This window comes from Rhizobium sp. KNZ2-6A (genome assembly GCF_056755475.1).
In genome coordinates, this window is the sequence record NZ_JBNDIC010000003.1 from 108833 (window position 1) to 131430 (window position 22598).

General features: G+C 58.7%; 17 protein-coding genes and 1 pseudogene. 11 read left to right on the top strand and 7 right to left on the bottom strand.

The genetic code is table 11. The features are described 5' to 3' along the window. Together uca and atzF are read left to right on the top strand one after the other, a co-directional pair. Positions 1 to 3537, top strand: a complete 3537-nt coding sequence (uca, locus tag ACPYOP_RS03255; RefSeq protein ID WP_481408955.1) for an urea carboxylase — start codon at positions 1 to 3, stop codon at positions 3535 to 3537. After that, complete coding sequence (gene atzF / locus ACPYOP_RS03260; protein ID WP_481408956.1) at positions 3537 to 5348, top strand: allophanate hydrolase; 1812 nt, start codon at positions 3537 to 3539, stop codon at positions 5346 to 5348. The genes uca and atzF overlap by 1 nt, the downstream gene beginning before the upstream one ends. 428 nt (positions 5349 to 5776) lie before the next feature. Here atzF and ACPYOP_RS03265 read toward each other — a convergent pair whose 3' ends face one another. Next, a complete protein-coding gene (locus tag ACPYOP_RS03265) occupies positions 5777 to 6052 on the bottom strand; it encodes a hypothetical protein (RefSeq protein WP_481408957.1) in 276 nt (91 codons plus the stop codon). A 375-nt stretch (positions 6053 to 6427) separates the two neighbouring features. Then, positions 6428 to 6955, bottom strand: a complete 528-nt coding sequence (locus tag ACPYOP_RS03270) for a DUF4142 domain-containing protein (protein ID WP_481408958.1) — start codon at positions 6953 to 6955, stop codon at positions 6428 to 6430. 438 nt (positions 6956 to 7393) lie between these two features. On the opposite strand from ACPYOP_RS03270, the gene ACPYOP_RS03275 reads away from it, so the two are divergent. The 7 genes and pseudogenes from ACPYOP_RS03275 (at position 7394) to ACPYOP_RS03305 (ending at position 14363) form a co-directional block, all read left to right on the top strand. Then, on the top strand, positions 7394 to 8197 hold the full coding sequence (locus ACPYOP_RS03275) for a MetQ/NlpA family ABC transporter substrate-binding protein (protein WP_481408959.1): 804 nt from the start codon (positions 7394 to 7396) through the stop codon (positions 8195 to 8197). Next, on the top strand, positions 8185 to 9348 hold the full coding sequence (locus tag ACPYOP_RS03280; RefSeq protein ID WP_481408960.1) for a methionine ABC transporter ATP-binding protein: 1164 nt from the start codon (positions 8185 to 8187) through the stop codon (positions 9346 to 9348). The genes ACPYOP_RS03275 and ACPYOP_RS03280 overlap by 13 nt, the downstream gene beginning before the upstream one ends. After that, entirely contained in the window at positions 9329 to 9982 is a 654-nt protein-coding gene (locus tag ACPYOP_RS03285) for a methionine ABC transporter permease (protein WP_481408961.1), read from the top strand. The genes ACPYOP_RS03280 and ACPYOP_RS03285 overlap by 20 nt, the downstream gene beginning before the upstream one ends. 28 nt (positions 9983 to 10010) lie before the next feature. Further along, positions 10011 to 11057, top strand: a complete 1047-nt coding sequence (locus tag ACPYOP_RS03290) for an SfnB family sulfur acquisition oxidoreductase (RefSeq protein ID WP_481408962.1) — start codon at positions 10011 to 10013, stop codon at positions 11055 to 11057. Then, entirely contained in the window at positions 11048 to 12307 is a 1260-nt protein-coding gene (locus ACPYOP_RS03295; protein ID WP_481408963.1) for an SfnB family sulfur acquisition oxidoreductase, read from the top strand. The genes ACPYOP_RS03290 and ACPYOP_RS03295 overlap by 10 nt, the downstream gene beginning before the upstream one ends. A gap of 17 nt (positions 12308 to 12324) precedes the next feature. Next, positions 12325 to 13692 carry an LLM class flavin-dependent oxidoreductase gene (locus ACPYOP_RS03300; protein WP_481408964.1) on the top strand — a complete coding sequence of 456 codons (1368 nt, stop codon included), beginning with the start codon at positions 12325 to 12327 and terminating at the stop codon, positions 13690 to 13692. A 367-nt stretch (positions 13693 to 14059) separates the two neighbouring features. Further along, a pseudogene (locus tag ACPYOP_RS03305) lies at positions 14060 to 14363 on the top strand (HU family DNA-binding protein). A gap of 101 nt (positions 14364 to 14464) precedes the next feature. Here the strand turns inward: ACPYOP_RS03305 and cysE are convergent. The 5 genes from cysE to ACPYOP_RS03330 all read right to left on the bottom strand — a co-directional run bounded on the left by cysE (position 14465) and on the right by ACPYOP_RS03330 (position 20171). Continuing rightward, entirely contained in the window at positions 14465 to 15313 is an 849-nt protein-coding gene (gene cysE / locus ACPYOP_RS03310) for a serine O-acetyltransferase (protein ID WP_481408965.1), read from the bottom strand. A 545-nt stretch (positions 15314 to 15858) separates the two neighbouring features. After that, complete coding sequence (locus ACPYOP_RS03315) at positions 15859 to 17586, bottom strand: dipeptide ABC transporter ATP-binding protein (protein ID WP_481408966.1); 1728 nt, start codon at positions 17584 to 17586, stop codon at positions 15859 to 15861. Continuing rightward, positions 17583 to 18458 carry an ABC transporter permease gene (locus ACPYOP_RS03320; protein WP_481408967.1) on the bottom strand — a complete coding sequence of 292 codons (876 nt, stop codon included), beginning with the start codon at positions 18456 to 18458 and terminating at the stop codon, positions 17583 to 17585. The genes ACPYOP_RS03315 and ACPYOP_RS03320 overlap by 4 nt, the downstream gene beginning before the upstream one ends. Next, positions 18458 to 19429, bottom strand: a complete 972-nt coding sequence (locus tag ACPYOP_RS03325; RefSeq protein WP_481408968.1) for an ABC transporter permease — start codon at positions 19427 to 19429, stop codon at positions 18458 to 18460. Before ACPYOP_RS03325 ends, ACPYOP_RS03320 begins: the two co-directional genes overlap by 1 nt. 55 nt (positions 19430 to 19484) lie before the next feature. Further along, the gene (locus ACPYOP_RS03330) at positions 19485 to 20171 is read right to left on the bottom strand and encodes a creatininase family protein (RefSeq protein WP_481408969.1); all 687 of its coding nucleotides are present in this window, start codon (positions 20169 to 20171) and stop codon (positions 19485 to 19487) included. 243 nt (positions 20172 to 20414) lie between these two features. Between ACPYOP_RS03330 and ACPYOP_RS03335 the strand changes: the two genes are divergently transcribed. After that, positions 20415 to 20951: a MarR family winged helix-turn-helix transcriptional regulator gene (locus ACPYOP_RS03335; protein WP_481408970.1), complete on the top strand. Its 537-nt coding sequence runs from the start codon at positions 20415 to 20417 to the stop codon at positions 20949 to 20951. Beyond that, positions 20948 to 22540: an ABC transporter substrate-binding protein gene (locus ACPYOP_RS03340; protein ID WP_481408971.1), complete on the top strand. Its 1593-nt coding sequence runs from the start codon at positions 20948 to 20950 to the stop codon at positions 22538 to 22540. The genes ACPYOP_RS03335 and ACPYOP_RS03340 overlap by 4 nt, the downstream gene beginning before the upstream one ends. Positions 22541 to 22598 lie beyond the last annotated feature (58 nt).

A 22598-nucleotide genomic window follows, 5' to 3' on the forward strand; every position in this document is an offset into this window, starting at 1 on the left:
ATGTTCAACAAGGTTCTGATCGCAAACCGGGGCGAAATCGCCGTCCGGATTATCAAGACGTTGCGGCGCATGGCGATCGCTTCCGTTGCCGTCTATTCCGATGCCGACCGCTTTTCCAAGGCGGTGCTGATGGCCGACGAGGCAATAAGGCTCGGCCCGGCGCCGGCATCCGAAAGCTATCTCGACATCGACGCCGTCATCGCCGCCTGCAAGGCAACCGGCGCCGAGGCCGTGCATCCGGGCTATGGCTTCCTTTCGGAAAATATCGATTTTGCCGAGCGGCTGGCCAGGGAAGGTATCGCCTTCATCGGACCGACGCCCGATAACATCGCCGCCTTTGGGCTGAAGCATCGGGCTCGCGAACTGGCGCGTGAAAGCGGCGTGCCGCTGCTGCCCGGCAGCGGCCTCTTGGAAACGAGCGATGAAGCTCTGAAGGCTGCCACCGAGATCGGCTATCCGGTGATGCTGAAATCGACCGCCGGCGGCGGCGGCATCGGCATGCAGCTTTGTCACGACCCGGAAAGCCTGAGCGCTGCCTTCGAGAGCGTGCAGCGCACCGCACGCGCAAGCTTTGGCGATGCGCGTGTCTATCTGGAGCGTTTCGTCGACAGGGCTCGCCATGTCGAAGTGCAGATCTTTGGCGACGGCAATGGCCGGGTGATCGCGCTCGGCGAGCGCGACTGCTCCTTGCAGCGCCGGAACCAGAAGGTGATCGAGGAGACCCCAGCGCCGGGATTATCCGATGCGGTTCGGATCCGCCTGCATGCGGCGGCCGTCGCGCTCGGTATCTCCGCCCGCTACCGATCGGCGGGAACGGTCGAATTCATCTACGACCCGGCACGCGAAGAGTTTTATTTCCTCGAGGTCAACACTCGCCTGCAGGTCGAGCATCCCGTGACCGAAGCGGTCTTCGGCATCGATCTCGTCGAATGGATGATCCGTCAAGCGGCCGGCGAAGACGTGCTGACCGGAAAGGAAAATCTCGTTCCCAAGGGTGCCGCTATCGAAGCGCGCATTTATGCCGAGATGCCGCATGCCGGGTTCAGGCCAAGCGCCGGGTTGCTGACCGAGGTCGTATTTCCGGACAAGGTACGTGTCGACGGCTGGATAGAGACGGGCACCGAGGTCAGCCCCTATTATGATCCCATGCTCGCCAAGGTGATCGTGACGGCCGAGGATCGCGCAAGCGCGATTAAAGCGCTCGGCAAGGCACTCGAAGACAGCAAGATTTCCGGCATCGAGACCAATCTCGATTATCTGAAGGCGATTGCGGCCTCGGATCTTCTGGCGAGCGGCCATGTGGCGACGACGGCGCTCAAGGATTTCATCTTCTTGCCCGATGTTGTCGAAGTGGTTTCGCCGGGCGCCCAGTCGAGCCTGCAGGAGCTGCCGGGGCGACTGGGTCTCTGGCATGTCGGCGTGCCGCCAAGCGGACCGATGGACGAGCGATCCTTTCGCCATGCCAACCGTCTGGTCGGAAATGCCGACGAGACAGCGGCGCTGGAGCTGACCGTCTCCGGGCCGGTGCTGAAATTCTTTTCGGATGTCACGGTCGCGCTTGCTGGCGCGCAAATGCCGATGACGCTGGACGGCATGCCGGCTCGACATGATGCGGCGATCCTCGTCAAGGCGGGTCAGACGCTTTCGATCGGTGCGATCGCCGATGCCGGCCAGCGTACCTATCTCGCCGTTGCCGGCGGTTTCGCGGCCCCGGAGGTGCTCGGTTCGCGCGCCACCTTCAGTCTCGGCCAGTTCGGAGGCCATGCGACGGGAGCGCTTCGCGCCGGCCATGTGCTGCGGCTCGCCCGCGCTCCGCAGCCTGCGTCGAAGCCGGCCAATGAACCGGCCGAGCTCACGCGCAACTGGAAAGTCGGCGTGCTCTACGGCCCGCACGGCGCTCCCGATTTCTTCTTGGAGGAGGATATCGAAACGCTGTTTTCAACCGAATACGAGGTTCATTTCAACAGCGCCCGCACCGGCGTGCGCCTGATCGGCCCCGCGCCGAAATGGGCGCGCACGGATGGTGGCGAAGCCGGGCTTCATCCTTCCAACCTGCACGATAACGCCTATGCGGTCGGCGCGATCGACTTTACCGGCGACATGCCGATCATTCTCGGTCCCGACGGCCCGAGCCTCGGCGGCTTCGTTTGCCCGGCGGTGATCGCGCGGGACGAGCAATGGAAGATGGGCCAGTTCAAACCGAGCGACAAGATCCGCTTCCATGCGGTGAAGCGCGCCGAGGATCCGATCGCCGGGCCGGTGGTCAGACGCATCGGCGACGATGCGGGTGCCGCGATCATAGGGCACAGCGAGGCGGGGCCTGTCCCCGTGGTCTATCGCCGCCAGGGAGACGACAATCTGCTCGTCGAATACGGGCCGATGCAGCTCGACATCGCGTTGCGCCTGCGCGTGCATCTTCTGATGCAGGCGATCAAGGAAGCGAAGCTTCCGGGGCTCGTCGATCTTACGCCCGGCATACGGTCGCTGCAGATCCACTATGACGGAACCGGCCTTGCCCGAACGCGCCTTCTCGGCCTCCTGACCGAGATAGAGGCCTCCCTGCCGCCAGCGCAGGCGGTGAAGGTCCCAAGCCGGATCGTGCATCTGCCGCTGTCCTGGAACGATCCCGATGCCGAACTTGCGATGCGCAAATATCAGGAGCTCGTCCGCCCGAATGCGCCCTGGTGCCCGTCGAATATCGAGTTCATCCGCCGCATCAATGGGCTGGCCGACGAACAGGCGGTGCGCGACATCGTCTTTGATGCCAGCTATCTCGTGCTGGGGCTTGGCGACGTCTATCTCGGCGCGCCGGTCGCCGCGCCGATGGACCCGCGCCATCGGCTTGTCACGACGAAGTACAATCCCGCCCGGACATGGACGCCGGAAAACGCCGTCGGCATCGGCGGCGCCTATATGTGCATCTACGGCATGGAAGGCCCCGGCGGCTATCAGCTCTTCGGCCGGACGATCCAGGTCTGGAACACTTGGCGCCAGACGAAGGTCTTTTCCAAAGAGAAGCCATGGCTGCTCGACTTCTTCGATCAGATCCGCTTCTTCCCGGTGAGCCACGAGGAACTCACCGAAGCGCGCGCAGCCTTCCCGCACGGCGGCTATCCGATCCGCATCGAGGAGAGCGAATTCTCCTATGCGGCCTATGAGGCGGACCTTGCCCGCAATGCACAGGCGATCGGCACCTTCAAAGCTCGCCAGCAATCGGCCTTCGAGGCCGAACGGCAGCGCTGGAAAGATCTCGGCCTCGACAGTTTCTCCGTTGACGAGGGCAGCGGTCCCGGGCTCGGGGGCGACATCCCCGAAGGCTGCTTCGGCATCGAAAGCGCCGTGCCCGGCAACGTTTGGAAGATCCTCGTCGAGGAGGGCCAGCCGGTCGTCGCCGGCGAGACGCTCGCCATCATCGAATCCATGAAAATGGAAATCAACGTCACCGCCCATGCACCAGGCCGCGTCCGCGATCTGCGCGCAGGTCCCGGCCGCAACGTCAAAGCCGGCGATGTCCTCGTCGTGTTGGAGGAAATCTGATGCTCCCCATCATTCTCGATCTTGCTTCGCTCCAGTCCGCCTATGCAGCCGGATTATCGCCCCTTGATCTCGTCGAGGAGGTGATCCGCCGCCGCAAAGCATCCGACGATCCGGCGATCTTCATCACGCCGACCCCGGACGATGACCTGCGCGCCGCCGCCAAGGCACTGCTGGTCCACGCGCCGAAACCGAACAGCCTGCCGCTCTGGGGCATTCCCTTCGCGGTCAAGGACAATATCGATGTGGCGGGTCTTCCGACCACGGCCGCGTGCCCAGCCTTCGCCTATCATCCCGACGAGAATGCGACTGTCGTGGCGCGGCTCAAGTCCGCCGGCGCACTGGTGATCGGCAAGACCAATCTCGACCAGTTCGCGACCGGCCTTAATGGTACGCGCTCGCCGCACGGCGCACCGCGTTCGGTATTCGACAGGGATTATGTGTCTGGCGGCTCGAGCTCCGGTTCGGCGGTTGCCGTCGCCTTGGGCCTTGCCAGTTTCGCGCTCGGCACCGACACGGCCGGTTCCGGCCGTGTGCCGGCGGCCTTCAACAATCTCGTCGGCATCAAGCCGACGCCGGGGCTGGTGCCGAATGTCGGCGTGGTGCCCGCCTGCCGCAGCGTCGATGTCGTCACTATTTTTGCCGCAACGGTCGGCGACGGCATTGCGATCCGCAAGATGATGGAAGGTTATGACGCCGCCGACCCCTTCTCGCGCAGGGCCACATCAGCCAGCCTGCCTGCCTCCGGCCTGCGGATCGGCGTGCTCGACGGGGCGGAGCGGGAATTCTTCGGCAACAGAGACGTGGAGGCCCTTTACGACGCTGCGATCGAACGGGCGCGTGCCCTCGGCGCGATCATCGTTCCCTTCGATTACGCTCCGTTCCGGCAGGCGGCCGAGCTGCTCTATAACGGCCCCTGGGTCGCCGAGCGGCTGGCGGCGGTGAAAGATTTTCTCGCCAGCAACGCCGATGATTTCGACCCGACGGTGCGCACCATCATCGAAGGCGCGAAAACCTACGATGCCGTCGATGCTTTCGAGGGCAGATACAGGCTCGAAACGCTGCGCCAGAAGACCAGACGGGAATGGGAGAAGGTGGACATCCTAATGCTGCCGACCTCGCCGACCACCTACACGGTCGCGGAGATGATGGCAGACCCCATCGTCAAGAACGGGCATTTCGGCCGGTACACCAACTTCGTCAATCTGCTCGATTGCGCGGCGATCGCCATTCCGGCCGGCTTCGACGCCATCGGCCACCTGCCGGCCGGCGTGACCCTGATCGGCCCGGCCTTCACCGACGAGGCGCTGGCTCCCTTCGCCGACGCCATGCACCGGACCTTGAGCGCGGGGATGGGTCGGGACCGCGCAGCGACTATCCCCGAGGCAAGCCGCGTGCCGCCGGCAAATGACGGCTCTGTGCCGATCGTCGTCGTCGGGGCACATTTGAGCGGCATGCCGCTCAATCACGAGCTGACCTCCTCCGGTGGCTATCGGCTGAAGACCTGCCGGACGGCCGGCGACTACCGTCTCTTCGCGCTGCCGGGAACCGTCCCGCCCAAGCCGGGGCTGGTGCGTGAACCCGGCTTTGCAGGCGGCGGCATAGAGGTCGAGGTCTGGGCCCTGCCACCCGAAGCCTTCGGTCGTTTCGTCCAGAAAATCCCAGCTCCGCTCGGCATCGGCAAGATTACGCTAGACGACGGCACGGCGGTTTCTGGCTTTCTCTGCGAGAGCCACGCCACGACAGGGGCCAAAGACATCACCGAATTTGGTGGCTGGCGAAATTTCATTCGCACCGCAAATGCCACGGCTTGAATAATGGAGAAACGAGATGAGAAAGCTCCTCCTCAGGACAATGCGGATCATTCTCGACGGCCTGATCGCCAGAACCCTTGCGATTGATAGTCGTGATTTCACGCCATCCTCCCGCCGTTTGCAGCGAGGCATCCCGCGAGACTGATCGATCGCGCCAATTGGAGCCGTGAGCGGCAGATAATCCCGGTCTCGCCATCGCTGTCTCCGAGATGCACGAAAACGATTTTTATGAGCAATGGCCGCAAAAGTCGGAGGAGCAACCTTCCACGTCTCGTCTTTCAGTCGCGGTGTGGCCGATGTCAAAACGTACGGCGGGTGACCTACGGATTTTTATATATAATTGCTGAGAACGCTTTGCCGTGGGGGAATAGGAACCGGCTCTCTGTACAGACAGGCAAGTCAACCGGCATAAGACCTTATGATGGAAATTATTTTTCCATTTGAACTTCTTCGTCAGTCATGTCGTTGACGGCTGGCTTCGCGCTTTCGGATTGCCGGCTTGTTCTCAAATCATTCTCGTCGAAGGCGTATCGGCGCAGGAGAGCGAAAAGTGCTTCGTTCATATGAGGCCCATCCAGCAGCTCAGGATTATCACAGATAACATTGATGGTCCGCCGCACAACGCGATCTGCCGCAGCCTCCGATTCGACGAATTTTTTTGCCCATTTCAGCAGAATGGGGCGAAGATCACGATCTAGCGACATTTCTGTCGATCTCGAAACGGGCATAGAGTTCCTCGTATTCCTGGGCGACCGGCTCACACTCTGTCCTGCGATCACAAGCGCCTGAGGATTGATGACAGTACGCTTCATACTACGCGTTAAAAGACAGGAGTCCACTTGGCAGCCGCATTTTGTTGCGGTGCATCTGGCTTGGAATGCTCGACGGAACAATAGGTAAGTAAACTTCCAGGCTCAGCCGGTTGGGCGCTTTCGTTTAGCCGGCTGAACCAAGAACTGCTGTGCGCGTGTTCGAAACAAGAGGACAAGCACGCCGCAGCTCGCGGGCGACTGCAGGTACAAATGGCTCTGATCAGTGAGGAATCCTCTCTCGCGAGATCTTATACTCCTGACTAAGCTCTATTTCCCCAACTGTTTGGCCATCTGCAGGTGATGTTCGAGCGTAGGTGTCGTATTGGCAGCCCATGCTTTCAAAGCAGCATTGTCTCCCTTTTCGCCATACCGCTTGAAAAGATCGACGGCGCTGGCGTGAGCCGAACGTTGGTCGGAATCATAGCGCTGAGTGAATTCCTTTCCCTTCAGCTTTTGGAGCCTTGTCAGCATCTTTTTCTGATTGGACGTCATTTCAGTGGGAAGCGTCGCTTTCGCCTTGCCGCTCGTCACCAGATCTTTCAATTGCATAGTCGTCTTTTGATGATCGTCGACCATTTGCTGCGCAAAGGTCTTTGTCTGATCATCGCCTCGTTGTAGAGCAAGCTTGCTGGCTTCAATTTCGAACATGTCGCTGCTCGCAGCCTCATTGATGAAATCCTGCGTCGTCGGTGCAACACCCACGAGAGAATTGATGCCTGTCTTTTCGGAAGCCGATTGAGCAAATGCCCCGGTGACTAGGAGCAAGAGTCCCGCAGTAATGATTGAGCGTTTCATAGCGTTCTCCTTTCTTCAGTTTTCGAACCCCGAAAGGGCTGAAACGTTCCAAATCCATTTGTTCCCTGCTGGATGCCAGTGGCTAGAAATACACCCGCAGAGGCAACTTCCCGTCACAGCGCAAGCCTCCATGCCGACTAGGCATCGGACGCAGTCGGCGCTTTGATATCCCGCTTCATTCCTGCAGAATGCGCCTACTATTTCAGGGTTGTCGGATATGACCCGGATTGAACAAGATCTGCTCTAGCCACGAATCGCCGATCGTGTTCGCGACGATGGGCCGCATATTCTCCTAATTGCGGGCTTGAAAGACACGATGGCGCATCGAGCGGGTTCGAGAAAAAATATTCCATTTGAGCGGGCTGGGTGGTATTTTCGTCTTTGCCTATAAAATTTGTGATCTTTATCTTCTCACTCCATCGAACCGATGGAGATAATATGAGAATTCGTATTGCAGGTCTTTTTTCCGCAATTCTTCTTGCAGCGACAGCCGCCGCGCAAGCGGAGACGATCAAGGTGGGCGTTGTGCCGGGCGTTTATGCCGACTCCATCGAAGCGGTGATCCCAGAGGCAAAGGCCAAGGGCCTGGATATCCAAGTTGTCGAATTCACCGATTGGACGACGCCGAATATTGCGCTTCAATCTGGCGATATCGACGTCAACTACTTCCAGCATCAGCCGTTCCTGAACAATGCGATCAAAGAGCGGGGTTATGATTTTGTAAGTGCCGGCATCGGCGTTCTTGCCAATATCGGCCTCTATTCGCTGAAGCATAAGAATTTTGCCGATGTGCCGCAAAATGGAAAGGTCGCGATTGCCAATGACCCCGTCAATCAGGGGCGTGGGCTGCTCCTGCTGCAAAAGGCGGGCCTTATCAAGCTCAAGGATGGCGTCGGCTTCAAGGGCACGCTCGACGACATTGTCGACAACCCGAAGAAGCTGACCTTCAACGAGGTCGAGGGGCCGCAACTGGCGCGCGTCACTGGCGATGTGGATTTGGCACAGGGTTATCCGCACTTCATCGTGGCGTCCAAGGCCTTCGATCCAAGCTCGGGCCTTATCTATTCCGGTGTCGACGACAAGCAATTCGCCATCATCTTCGCGGTGCAGAAGCAGAAGGCGGATGATCCCGGGATTAAGCAGCTTGTGGCGCTCTATCAGAATTCGCCGGCTGTACGCGCGGCAATTGGCAAAGCATTCGCCAACGATCAGAAGCTTTATACGCTCCCATGGCTGAACTGATCGAACGAGTAAGGCAGGGCCCGGAGCACGGTGCGGCATCGAGTGGCGGCGATATATCGCAGCGCGCCGCGGTTGTCGGTGATGAGCCACTCCCAGGCTCTTCCGCGGGCTCAGTCATCTTTGAAGGTGTGGAAAAGGTCTATTCGTCACTCGCCGGCCCAGTCCACGCCCTCAAGGGTATCAGCCTCGATGTGCCGGCCGGGGCGATCTATGGCATCATCGGCCGAAGCGGTGCCGGCAAATCGAGCTTGCTGCGGACCATAAATCGCCTGGAAAAGCCGACTGGCGGAAGGGTCCTGGTCGACGGGCAGGACATTTCGGTGCTTGATGAAGATGCGCTGGTCGCATTGAGGCGGCGCATCGGCATGATATTCCAGCATTTCAATCTTCTCTCCGCCAAGACCGTTTGGGGGAATGTGGCTCTGCCGCTGATCGTCGGCGGAGTGCCGCGCCGGCGGATCGAAGAAAGGGTCGCCGAAGTCCTGTCGCTGGTGGGATTGGAGGGCAAGGAGCGTTCCTATCCGTCGCGCCTCTCGGGTGGTCAAAAGCAGCGCGTCGGTATTGCGCGCGCACTTGTGCATCGGCCGGAAATCCTCCTTTGCGACGAGGCGACCTCGGCGCTCGATCCGGAGACGACGCTTTCCATTCTCGGGCTGCTCAAAGACATCAATCGCCGTCTCAAGCTGACCATCATTCTGATCACCCATGAAATGAGCGTCATCCGCGAGATCTGTGATCACGTACTTGTTCTCGATCAGGGGGAGATTGCTGAAGCTGGGCCGGTTTGGCGCATTTTCGGCAATCCGGAGCATCCAGCCACCCAAGCACTCTTGCGGCCACTCAACCGCGATATACCGGAGGACATAGCCAAGCATCTGCGACCTTCGCCGGGCGACAAGCATTCGGAGGCCATTCTGGAATTGACCTATACGGGTGAGCACGGGTTGGAACCCGACCTTTCTCGAATAGCCAGTGCAACCGGTGCTTCTGTGCGGTTGCTACAGAGTTCGCTCGACCGTATTCAGGGTCGCGTCCATGGCCGGTTGTTGATTGCGGCTCGCGGGGTGGCGGGCGATACGACGATCCCTGCGCAATTTGCCGGTCTTGCTCATCAAGCCAGGATATTAGGTTATGTCGACCATGATGTATGAGCGTCTGTGGCAGGCGCTTCTCGATACGATTGCGATGGTCGGCGTTTCCGCTCTGATCGCATTTGCCGCCGGCATTCCTCTTGCCGTCTTCCTGGTGCTTTCGGCGCCCGGTGGCCTCATTCATGCACCGCGGCTACATGGCATTCTCGCGGCCATTATCAACGGCTTTCGTGCGACCCCATTCATCGTTCTCTTGGTGGCGTTGTTGCCATTGACGCGACTGCTTACCGGAACGACGATCGGTGTATGGGCCGCCGTCGTGCCGCTCTCCATCAGCGCAACGCCGTTCTTTGCGCGCATCGCCGAAGTTAGCCTCCGTGAGGTCGACGGTGGGTTGATCGAGGCGGCGCAGGCGATCGGCTGCCGCCGCTGGCACATCGTGCGGCATGTGCTTCTGCCTGAAGCGCTTCCGGGCATAGTCGGTGGTTTCACCATCACCATCGTCAGCATGATCGGCGCCTCGGCCATGGCAGGTGCAGTCGGCGCCGGCGGCCTCGGCGATATGGCGATCCGCTATGGTTATCAGCGCTTCGATACCACCGTCATGGCAGTCGTCATCGTCATACTTATTGCCATGGTCTGTTTGGTGCAGTTTGCCGGCGACTATGCCGTTCGGCGCCTGCGAGCGCGCTAAGATCAGCGACAACATCCGGAGTGATCCCATGACTGAACGCGATGCTGTGCCGGCTGTTACCGGATCGCAAGAGGAAGCCACCATCAGGCGCCCGTTGCCGCCGCGCACTCCACATTTGATCCGCTCGGATGCCGAGGCGCTGGAGATCGCCCATGACCTAGCGGCGCGTTTTGCCCGAGGTGCTGCAGCGCGTGACCGCGCTCGTCGTCGTATCTATCGCGATATCCTTGCCGGCTATCGTATCGGCAATGCCGGACCGGAGCGCGGGCAGAAGGCGGTCAATCACAGCTCAACCCGCCTCACACGCCTGGCAGATGGGCTGAGATTGACCGGGCGGCGCTTCTACTCCACCGGTGCCATCTTCGCTCATTGGATTCCGACGCGCGCCGTCGACGATGACGGGCGTGCGGTCCAGGTCTGGGCCGCCTATGACGCGCCGGGCGTGCGCGTGATCGACGACTGGTCCTCTTTCGGGCAGCGCACGACGGCCAGCGGATCGGTAGAGTTTACCAACGTACCGGTGGATGAGACCTTGGTTTTCCCGGTCTGGTCCTACACGAACAGGCCCGGTGTATCCGGTCCCATCTCGCAGCTCATTCAGGCGGCCATCGATTCCGGGATAGCAGCGGCCGCTGTCACCGATGCCATGGCCTTTGTTCGCGATCACGCAAGACCATGGATGGATTCAGGCCTTCAGTCGGCTTGCGACGATCCGACGATCCTCCATGAAATCGGCGACCTCCATACGGATCTACACGCAGCGCAAGCGCTTCTTTACGAAGCCGCGGCCGTTATCGACGAGGTGGCAAAGGCGCCGGTTACCGAGGCGGAGAGTGCCAGAGCTTCCGTCGCCGTTGCCGAGGCCAAGATATTGACCACGGAGGTCGCATTGCAGGCGGCTGAAAAACTCTTTGATGTCGCAGGATCCGCAGCGACGCGGGAGGCCCATAATCTCGATCGGCATTGGCGAAATGCGCGGGTGCATACGCTTCACGACCCCGTGCGCTGGAAATATTATCTGCTCGGCAATTATCAGCTCAACGGCATATTCCCAGCCCGCCATCAATGGAACTAGCGAGGAAAGTCGTGACCGATACCGATCTTCGCATCCCGGTCGAACCTGCACCGGCACCGCTGCGGCGGCCCGATCTCATTACCGGCGACGAGCAGGCCATCGAGGTCGCAACTGCACTGGCTACGGAATTTGCCGCCGGCAGCGCCGAACGCGACAGGGATCGCATCCTACCATGGCGTGAGCTGGAGCGTTTCAGCGAAACTGGCCTGTGGGGCATCACCGTGCCGCGCGAATTTGGCGGTGCGGGCGTGTCGACGCTTACACTGTCCAATGTGATCGCGATTATCGGTGCCGCCGATGGATCGCTGTCGCAGATCCCTCAAAACCATTTCTATGCGCTTGAAGTGCTGCGCGTTGGGGCGTCGGCTGAGCAGCAACGCTTCTTCTTCGAGCGTGTGCTGTCGGGTGAACGCTTCGGTAACGCGCTGGCGGAAATCGGTCAGCGCGATTTCAAACGGCGAACCCAGCTTTTTCGCGAGACGGGAAAATGGCGTGTACACGGACGGAAATTCTACTGCACGGGGGCCATTTACGCGCACTGGATTCCGACCCTTGTCGTTGTGCAGGAGGACGAGAAAGACGTCACCTATCTCGCCTTCATCCCGCGCAATGCGCCCGGCGTGACGGTCATCGACGACTGGGACGGCTTCGGTCAACGGGTTACTGGAAGCGGCTCTGTCGAATTCGACAGGGTTGAGATCGAACCGGAATGGATCGTCACGTTTCAATCATCCTTTGAGCGCCCGACGACGATCGGTCCTGTCGCACAAATCATGCATGCGGCAATCGATCTCGGAATAGGGCAGGGCGCCTATCGGGAGATGTTGCGGTTTATCCGCGAACGGGCTCGACCCTGGCTGGATTCCAAGGTCGAGCGCGCTTCCGAAGATCCATTGACGTTGCAAAACGTCGGGAATGTCTGGTTGCGGCTGCGCGCGGCGGAAGGCTTGCTGAGGCGAGCCGCGGAGATAACGGATGCGGCTCGCGTTGATATGACCGAAGATAGCGTTGCGCGTGCCTCGATCGCCGTTGCGGAAGCGAAGATATTGGCCACCAAGGCGAGCTTGCTCGCCGCCAACAAGCTGTTCGAACTATCGGGTACATCGTCGACGCTTTCGGACGACAACTTCGATCGCTATTGGCGCAACGCCCGCACACATACGCTGCATGACCCGGTGCGCTGGAAATATCAGACCATCGGCAATTATTATCTCAATGGCAAACGACCACCGCGTCACGGCGCAATCTGAAATCGGAATAGCTGAAGATGGCGACCAGGAAAAAGCAGATATTGCTCAACGCGTTCAACATGAACTGCGTCGGGCACATCAATCATGGGCTATGGGCGCATCCCAGGGACCAATCCCATCGCTACAAGACGCTCGACTATTGGACCTCGCTTGCCACCACGCTCGAACGCGGGCTGTTCGACGGCATCTTTCTTGCCGACATCTTGGGTGTCTACGACGTCTACCAGGACTCCGTTGATCTGACACTGCGTGAATCTATCCAGTTGCCGGTCAACGATCCCCTATTGCTCGTTTCCGCGATGGCCGCTGTGACGCGACACCTTAGTTTTGGTGTCACCGTCAATGCCAGTGCCGACGCGCCGTATATTTTCGCCAGGCGAATCTCGACCCTGGATCATCTGACCGGTGGCCGCATCGGCTGGAATATCGTGACGGGCTATCTCGACAGCGCGGCGCGCGGGCTGGGCCTTGAGAACCAGATCGAGCACGACAGCCGCTATGATCGCGCGGACGACTATCTCGACCTGCTCTACAAGCTCTGGGAGGGAAGCTGGGAGGACGACGCGGTCTTGGTCGACAAGGAAAGGCGCATCTATGCCGATCCGTCAAAGGTACATGCGATCGACCATCGTGGGCCGTTTTACCGCTCGCAGGCCTATCACCTGGCCGAACCGTCGCCCCAGCGCACGCCGGTTCTTTATCAGGCCGGAACGTCCGGCCGTGGGAAGCAGTTTGCAGCGCGCCATGCGGAATGCGTCTTCATCGCAGCCCCCGACAAGAACTCAGCCCGCGCGGCCTCCCGTTCGTTGCGCGAGGCGGTCGTCGCTGCCGGCCGAAAGCCGGAAGACATAAAGATCTTCCTCGGCATCACCGTCATCACCGATCGCTCCGCTACCGCGGCACGGGAGAAGCATGCAGAATATCTGCACTATGCCAATCCGGAGGCAGGACTTGCTCATTTCTCGGCCAGCACGGGCATCGATTTTTCCAGGTACGATCTCGATGAGGCCATCACCTATGGCAAGTCCAATGCCAGCCAATCGGCAACGCAGATCGCTCAGCAACGCGGCTGGACAAAGCGGCAGTTGCTGCAGGAGCTTGCCATGGGTGGGCGTTACCCGGTCGTCGTCGGCGATGCCACGGAGGTTGCCGATGAGCTTTCATCATGGATGGATGAAGGCGAGATCGACGGTTTCAATCTTACCCGCACGGTCGCGCCGGAAAGCTTTGAGGACTTTATCGACATTGTGGTGCCCGCACTTCAGGAGCGCGGTCTCTACAAAACCGGTTATGAACAGGGCTCGCTTCGCAAAAAGCTTTTCGGTGAAGGTGACAGATTGCCGGATCGTCACGTAGCTTCATCCTTTCGCCGGCGATCGGACTAAACCTGGAACGAGCATGCAGTGACTGCAGGTTCCTGGAAGCTGCGGATCGTCGGCCGTAATGTTTCCATTGAGGATGCAAACGTGGACGCGATCAAGGACAGTGAACGGGCCGGAATTGGAATGCGATTTCTCAACCGCCCGACAAGTTAGCACAGAACGTAATATGCCTATCCGGCGCATGCCTCTATAGTCTATAAAAATGATAGACTATAGAGGCATGCGCCATGCGTGGGTTTTATCTGACGGGAATCGTTGTCTCCGGGAATATCGTAACGTCGGCCTTATTGTTCGGCCTGACACTGGCTCGCGACAGGTTTGATCCACGTTCACAACAGCTAAACCAGCATCGTCTGATGCCGCACATTCGATGAGGTCGCACGTGCGGAAATCAGAACTTGTTTCCAGCGTTGCGGCGAGCCATCCCTACCTTCGATTTCAGGAGGTGGAGCTTATCGTCGAGACAGTATTGGATGAAATAACCGAGACTCTCGCCGAAGGCGGAAGGGTTGAATTGCGTGGTTTTGGTGTTTTTTTCCGTTCGCAACAGATCGGCGCATCCCGCTCTCAACCCGAAGAACGGTCAGCGGGTCTTGGTCGACGAGAAATGGGTCCCCTTCTTTCGCATGGGAAAGAACTTGTTTGACCGGCTCAATCAGGAGCCGCTGTCATAGGAGCCATCAGGGCTGGTCGTGGAGCTTCCTTGCTGCCTTGGCGCCTCCCGAGCTGCAGCCGGCGGGAATAGCCCATCAATGGATCCAAAAGTGCATGTAATTCAAATGACATATTCCGGTTCCAGCAATGTCTGGTCCATCGTAATGCCTGGCAGAGCGGAGTGCCGCTTTCCCACGGAACGAGCAGGGACGCCGGCAACGGAGGTATATGGCTTGACGGAGCTGACGACGACACTGCCGGCTCCGACTTTGGCACCTTCGCCAATCTCGATGTTTCCGAGAATCGTGGCCCCCGCTCCAATGAGCGCGCCGCGGCGAACTTTCGGATGACGGTCGCCGGCCTCCTTGCCCGTACCGCCGAGAGTAACGTTTTGCAGGATCGATACGTCATCCTCGACGACCGCAGTCTCACCAATAACCAGCCCGCTCCCATGATCGAGCATTACACTCCTGCCCATCCTTGCCGCAGGGTGAATATCGACGCCGAACACTTCTGAAATGCGGCTCTGAAGATGCCTTGCCAGATGTACTCGGTTATGGTGCCAAAGCCAGTGGGCGACGCGCTGTCCCTGAAGGGCGATAAAGCCTTTGAAATAAAGAAACGGGACAAGAATTTCGCTATTCGAGGGGTCGCGGTCCTTGATGGCGGCAAGATCTGCGGCAGCATCGGACACGAGATTGGCCTTGCTGACAAAGGCCTGTGCGACTACGGAAATCAGCTCGTCATGGTCCAGATCATGATTGGCAAGCTTAAGCGCGATGCGTTGCGCCAATGCCTGAGCGAAACTTGCGTGATAAAGAATGGAGGAATTCAGAGCGCGACTAAGTGCTGGATCGCTGTGGGACGCTGAGACGGCTTCGCGGCAGAGTTCGTCCCAGACAGCGGCCACCTGCTGCGACGGTGAGGGTTCAGCGGACAAGTTACTCAGGCCAAACAGGAGACCTGCCATTGAAATCCCCTTTTCGTTTCAGTTTTTTGCACAACTGCAAGCGATGTTCGCAGCATCCGCCTAAGCAATATTAGCGGCCACGGCATAAAAGGGATCTCATGGTTTGCCTATAATTGCCGAAGCTCGGGAATTTATTTTCCCTATTTCAAACCATTGGCGGATTATCGGCATAGAGCCAGGCACAGCTGATTGCCTCACCCGCCTATCTTGCGGCACACGGCGTCCCGGACAATCCGGAGAGCCTTCTCCATCATCGCTGCTTGCATCGGCGGCATCCCGCGACCGGCGCCATTGATGTTTGGCCCTCGGCCCGTGATGGTGTGCCCTCGACTTGGACCTGCCGGTTGCGGCGATTGCAAACAGCGTTGAAGCAAGGATAGAATTGGCCGGCCAATGGTCAGGTTTCGTTTCAATTGTCGCGGCTCGTGCTTTGGTATTCCGCCATTGTAAGACCGTGCGAACGATAAGATCTATGTTAGGGGCATGAACACCCAGTAAGTTCGCTGAACCGTCATGGCGACAGGCAAAGCGCCCGACCCGACAATTTAGTCCGCCGCAGGCGGCAGCAGCGGTACTGCGGCAAGCAGGCGTTTGGTGTATTCATGCTGCGGGCTTGTGTAAATCGCCCTGGCCTCGCCTTGCTCGACAATCCGACCAAGATGCATGATCGCAACTCGGTCGCAGAGATGGCGGACGACCGCTAGATCGTGGCTGATGAAGATGAGCGACAGATCGAGTTCGGATCGCAGGCGGATCAACAGATTGATGATTTGCGCTTGGATGGAGACATCGAGCGAGGCGACCGGTTCGTCGCAGACGACAACATCGGGCTGCATTGCCAGGGCTCTCGCTATGGCGATGCGCTGCCTTTGGCCACCGGAGAACTGATGAGGAAAGCGGTCGGCATAGGCCGGATCGAGCCCCACCGCCTCCAGCCATTGCCTGACATAGACCGCGGCCTGGCCGCGGCTGATCAAACGATGCGCCAACGGACCCTCGGCTAGAATTTCACCAATGCGCATACGGCCGTTGAGCGAGGCGAAAGGATCTTGAAAGATTGTCTGGATACGGGTGGTGATCTTTCGCGGCATTGCACCTGCGCTCATCACCGGCTGACCCGCGAGGCGCACCTTGCCTGATGTGGGCGCCATGATGCCAGCGGCTATCCGTCCAAGCGTCGACTTACCCGACCCAGATTCCCCAACAAGTCCAAGAACTTCGCCCCTATTCAAGACGATATCGACATCATCGACGGCATTCGGCGTTGATGGAGGTTGGGAACCATCGAGCCGAACTTGCAGCTTTTTGAAAAAGCCGGCCGGCCTCGTGAATGTTTTAATGGCATTGCTTATGACGAGATAGGGGCTGCCAAGCGCGGGGACAATGCCGGTTGGCAGGTTTCGCGCTGGCGGCACAGCGTCAGGAGCGCCGAAGTTGCGCAGCAGCAATTGGCCTGGACTGTTGCGCGAGGGCAGGGCATCCAATAAAGTTCTGGTGTAGTCGTGCTGCGGCCTTGTCAGCACGGCAAGCGCAGGCCCGCTTTCGACGATACGGCCTGACTGCATCACCGCGACCCGGTCTGCGATGGAGGCGACGGTTGCCAGATCGTGGCTGATCCAAATCAGCGCTGTCCCGAGTTCGGAGACCAGTGCCTTTATCTCCCTCAAGATTTCGGCCTGGATTGACACGTCCAGGGCTGTCGTTGCTTCGTCGCAGATGACGAGTTTAGGTCGATGCAGGAGAGCGATCGCGATCGCAACCCGCTGCCGCATCCCGCCGGAGAACTGATGAGGATAAAAATCGACCTTACGCTCAGGCTCGCCGATTCTTACTTGAGCCAGAGCGGCTATCGCTCTTTCGCGGGCTTCGCTCGCGCCGATTCGCTCGTGGGCTTCCAGTGCCAATCTGATCTGCGTGCCAATGGTCAACACCGGATTGAGCGCTGCCATGGGATCTTGGAAGACCATGGAGATGGTTCTCCCGCGAATCTCGCGCAATTCCTCCTGCGTCAGGCCGATCAATTCACGACCTTGCAGCTTGATGGACCCGTCCGCGATACGGCCAGGCTCATCGATCAATCCAATGATCGAAAAGCCCGTCGCGGATTTTCCGGAGCCGGATTCTCCGACCACACCGAGCACCTCGCCCGGCAAGACTGAGAAAGACACACCGTCCACCGCCTTCACCACGCCGTGGGTGCCAGGAAACCAGGTCTTCAGATTGCTGACATCGAGCAATGGGGCGGTCGTTTCTTTGATTGACGGAGCAATCATCGGTGGAGCCTCGGATTGAGCTGATCGCGGATCTGATCGCCGACCAGATTGAGCGAAACGATAAACAATATCAGTGCCAAGCCGGGATAAATGGAGATCCAGTAGCGCCCGGACAGCAAATATTGAAAACCGTTGGCGATCAGCATGCCGAGGGAGGGCTCCGTCGGCGGCAGGCCGACGCCGAGGAAGGAGAGCGTTGCTTCAAGAGAGATGGCGCTGGCGATCTGCACCGTTGCCACAACGATGAGCGGGGGCAGCGAGTTCGGCAATATATGTTTGAGGACGACGCGCCAAGGCGAGAGCGGGATCGAAAGTGCGGCCTCTACATAATCCTTCTGACGCTCCGCCGCTGCCGCGCCGTGGGCAGTGCGGGCGAAATAGGCATATTGGGCGAAGATCAACGCCAGGATCAATTGGTAGCGGCCCTGTCCGAGCAATGCGGCAATCACGAAGGCTAGCAGGATCGCCGGAAAGGAAAGCTGCAGATCCACGAGCCGCATCGCCAGGCTCTCCACACGGCCGCCGATATAGGCTGCGGCACAGCCCACGAGGGCACCGAGCGCGAAGGCGATACCGCCGGCAATTACGCCCATCTGCAGCGAGATGCGAAGGCCGTAGATGATCGCCGACAAGAGATCGCGGCCTTGCGAATCCGTACCGAGCCAATGCGTGTAACCTCCGGTTCCGACAAAGCCTGGCGGACGTCGCGCATCGCGTAGCACGAGATGTGCAAGATCATAGGGATCCTGCGGAGTGACCAGAGGGGCGAGAACAGCCAGGACGACAATCAAGACGACGACGATCGCGGCGCCGGTAGCGACCTTGTTTCTCCGGAAGTTGCCGAGAAAACGGGAAAAAGGCGTATCGCTCATCATGCCCGTCCTCTCCGGAGACGTGGGTCGAGTAGGGCATAGGTGAGATCGACCATCAGATTGATTAGGATGAACAGCAAGGCGATCAACATGAGATAGGCAACCATGACAGGCCGGTCGAGTGAGGTGATGCTGTCGATAATGAGCTTGCCGAGCCCGGGCCATGAGAAGATCGTTTCGGTCACGACCGCGAAGGCGAGAGTGGAGCCAAGCTCGAGGCCGAAAACCGTGACAAGGGGAATTGAAATCAGCCGCAGAACGTGACGGCGCAAGATGGTGAATTCCGAAATGCCGGCAGCCCTTGCAAATTTCACCGTGTCGCTCAGCATCAACTCTCGCGTTCCGGCGCGGGCAAGCCGGATCATCAGCGAGAACTTGAACAGCGCCAGATTGAGAGCGGGCAGGATGAGATGTGAAATGCCGTCAACGGTAAGAAAACTGAACTCGATGCCGAACAGGCTGACAGTTTCGCCCCGTCCACCGGCCGGCATGCAACCGCACTGCACTGCAAAGACCATGATGAGCATCAAGCCGAACCAGAATGTCGGAACCGAGAAGCCGAGAATCGACAAGACCATGACGGTGCGGGACAGGAAACTATGCGGCCGATAACCGGCGTACATGCCGATCGGCACTCCGACCAGGCTGGCAAACAGCACGGCGGTCAACGTCAGTTCCAAGGTCGCCGGGAGGCGTGACAGGATGAGCTCGCCGACAGGCATGTTATAGACGAACGATCTGCCGAAATCACCATGGAGCAACCGGCCGAGAAAGGCGAGATATTGCTGCAACAACGGCTGGTCGAGACCATATTGGGTAATGACGGCGGCGCGTATATCTTGCGTCGCATCAGGCGATATCAGCACGTCTACTGGATTGCCTACGGCATAGACGCCGCAGAAGACCAGCGCGGACATTGCGACGACCACGATGCAGGCCTGCCAAACTCTTTGGAGGATTAAGCCAAACATATCTTGCCCATTCTTCGGCTTTCGCCAGCATCCGACAGCCCGGATGCATTTTTATTTAGTGCCAATCGCTTTCAAGCAGATCTTTCGTCTCGGCCACAGCAACCGACCAGATTGCATGCATTTCGTCATCGGGTCGCTGATAGAGGCCATGGAAATTGCCGTCGCCCAGCAATTGACGCTTTTTCTCCGCGCCGACACGCGCAAGAGCGGCAAAGTCGATCTGCGCTTTGGCCGATTGCGGTTGAGCGGGATCTTTGGTGCGCGTCCAGGGAAAATTTTCCATCCATGAGGCATGCGACGCTGCCGGATCAACCTCCATGACTTTGGCCCAAGTCCGCGGCGCACGCCACCAATCATGGAATTTCACCGAAGCATCGGGATGAAGGTTCAGCCATTCCGAAATGACGGTCGTTGCCGGCGTGTTGCCGCCATGGCCGTTGACCACGAGGATTCGGCGGAAGCCCGACCGATAAAGACTGTCCAGGAGATCGCGGATGACGCCGATATAGGTCGAGAGTGAAAGGCTGAGCGTGCCGGGAAAGGCCTCGAAGGACGAAGCCAGGCCATAAGCCAGCGCCGGGAAAACCGGGATGCCGAGATCGGCAGACGCATCCGTTGCGACTTTTTCGGCAAGAATCATGTCCGTCGCGAGGCTGAGATAGGCGTGCTGTTCCACGCTGCCAATTGGCAGGACGCAACGATCATCCCTTTTGACCTGCTGCTCGAGTTGCAGCCAATTCATATCATGGACCCTCAAATAGTCCTCCTATCCTAAACCTGTTTCGATCGGCGCAACGATTTTGCGCGATATCGTCAAAGCGTAGCGTTTCATGCTCAGGTTCGATCATTTTCTCAGGCAATGAAGTTCCATGTGGAACTAAAAAAAGAGATTGACAGTCAATTTATCCATCGTCAAGTTCCATACGGAACTAATTGTATTATTGTGCGAAAGGCCGTAGATGTGACTTCGGTATCGGATTTTGCGTTGGAACAGCTATTGCGGGAAGGGGGGAAACGCGCTGCCGGCGACCAGTCCGTCGAGGATCTCGTCGCGATCAAGCTATGGCAAAATCCCTGCTGGCTATCCTTTCGTATTAATTTTCTGGCCCTCCAGTTCAACGAGCCGATCTACCGGCTCCTGGAAAAGGAACACGGCGTAAGCCGCCCAGAAGTGGTAGTCATCTATGCGCTCGGTCTTTCGGATGGCCTGACAGCAAGCGAGATATGCAGTTCTTCCGGCTTTCCCAAGAACACGATCAGTCGCGCGATCCAACGTCTGGTCGACAAGAATATCGTTCGCCGCCAAGTCGACCCGGCGGATTTGAGAAGCTTCGTCCTTTACATCACCGACGAAGGCAAAGGCATCGTCGATCAAGCCATGCAGCCGATGGTCGAAAGGGAAAGGATCATGATGTCGGGGTTAACCCCGGCAGAACGGCTCATGCTTTCCGAGCTGCTGGCGAAGGTCGTCGTGGATTCCACTAACTGGCCCCCAATTATTGCTGAGGAGCATGAAGAATGAGCTTATTTCAGAGCGCGCGTACCATCGCGTCTGCGATCTTATTACTAGGTAGTATTTCCGGTCCTGCGGCGGCTGCCGATCTGGCTATCGGCGTACGCGCCGGACCACTTTCCATCGATCCCGATTTCACCTCGGCCGGCACCCATGCGGAGGCGATGAAGCACATCTATGATACGCTGGTCAAATCGGGCAATAATCTCGAACTGCAGCCGGGACTTGCAACGAGCTGGACACCGATCGACGACACGACCTGGGAGTTCAAACTGCGCGAAGGCGTCAAGTTCCACGATGGTTCCGATTTCACCGCAGATGACGTCAAATTCTCGATTGAGCGCATCCCGCATGTCGCGGGTCCGAACCCGACAACAATCTATGTTCGCCGCGTGAAAAGCGTCGAAGTCGTCGATAAACACACAATTCGTGTCAAAACGGACGGCCCGGCTCCGACCCTGCCAAATGATTTCGTTCGCCTGTTCATCGTCTCGCATGTTGCCGCCAAGGACTATTCCGACACGCCGGAAAAGGCGGCGGAAGGTTTCAATTCCGGTAAGGCGGCGATCGGTACCGGGCCCTATAAATTCGTATCATGGACCCCGAAGGAACAACTGGTGCTGCAGCGCTTCGATAGTTACTGGGGAGGAAAGGAACCCTGGGACAAGGTCGTCCGCAAGGAGATTCCTAACGATGCCGCTCGCGTCGCGCAGCTTAAGGCTGGCCAAGTGGATCTGATCGCTCGTATCCCGGCCTCCGACGTGCGGACGCTGGAAGCCGACTCCAAGCTGAGGATCGTGCGCGAGAACAGCGTCTATTCTTTCAACATTTCCTTCGACTTCCGAGACAAGCCGCCACAGGTCACCGCGAAGGATGGTTCGCCGCTTGCGAAGAATCCATTCCAGGATCCACGCGTCCGCGAAGCCTTCGATCTGGCGATCGATCGTGAAGCGATTACTGAAGTTGCGATGGAAGGCTTGGGTTCGCCGCAGTCGCAATTGGTGACACCGAACATCTTTGGCTACAACTCCGGACTAAAAACCACAGTTGCCGATCCGGAGCGAGCAAAGAAGCTTCTCGCCGAAGCCGGCTATCCCGATGGCTTTAAGGTGGTCTTCACCTTCACGAACGACCGTCTGCCAGGCGACAAGGAAGCAGGCACAGCCATCGCACAGATGCTAACGGCCATCGGCATCGACGTGCACGTGAATGCCCAACCGGGCGCGGTATTCTTCCCGGCAAATACTCGCGGCGACTATTCGTTGACGATGTCTGGATGGGGGACTTTGACGGGCGAGGCCAACTATACCCTATCGTCGCTGGTTCACTCCAATGCCCCCGATAAGAAGCTCGGTGCCTATAATGTCCGCCACTATACCAACCCTAAGCTTGACGCGCTGATTGAAAGCGCCGGCGCCGAGCTGAATAGCGATAAGCGCAAGAAGGATTTGGAAGACGCCAATGCGCTCCTCGCGAGTGATCGGCCTAATCTCGCTGTAGCGTCTGTCGTTTCGGTTTGGGGTATGAAGAAAAGCCTGACAATCACACCGAGATCGGACGAAGATACACTCGCCACCGACATCCGTCCGGCGCAATAAAATATCAAGGGGAAGCTGGTCTTACGCCCAGCTTCCCCTTGATGGGCGTCTCCATCGT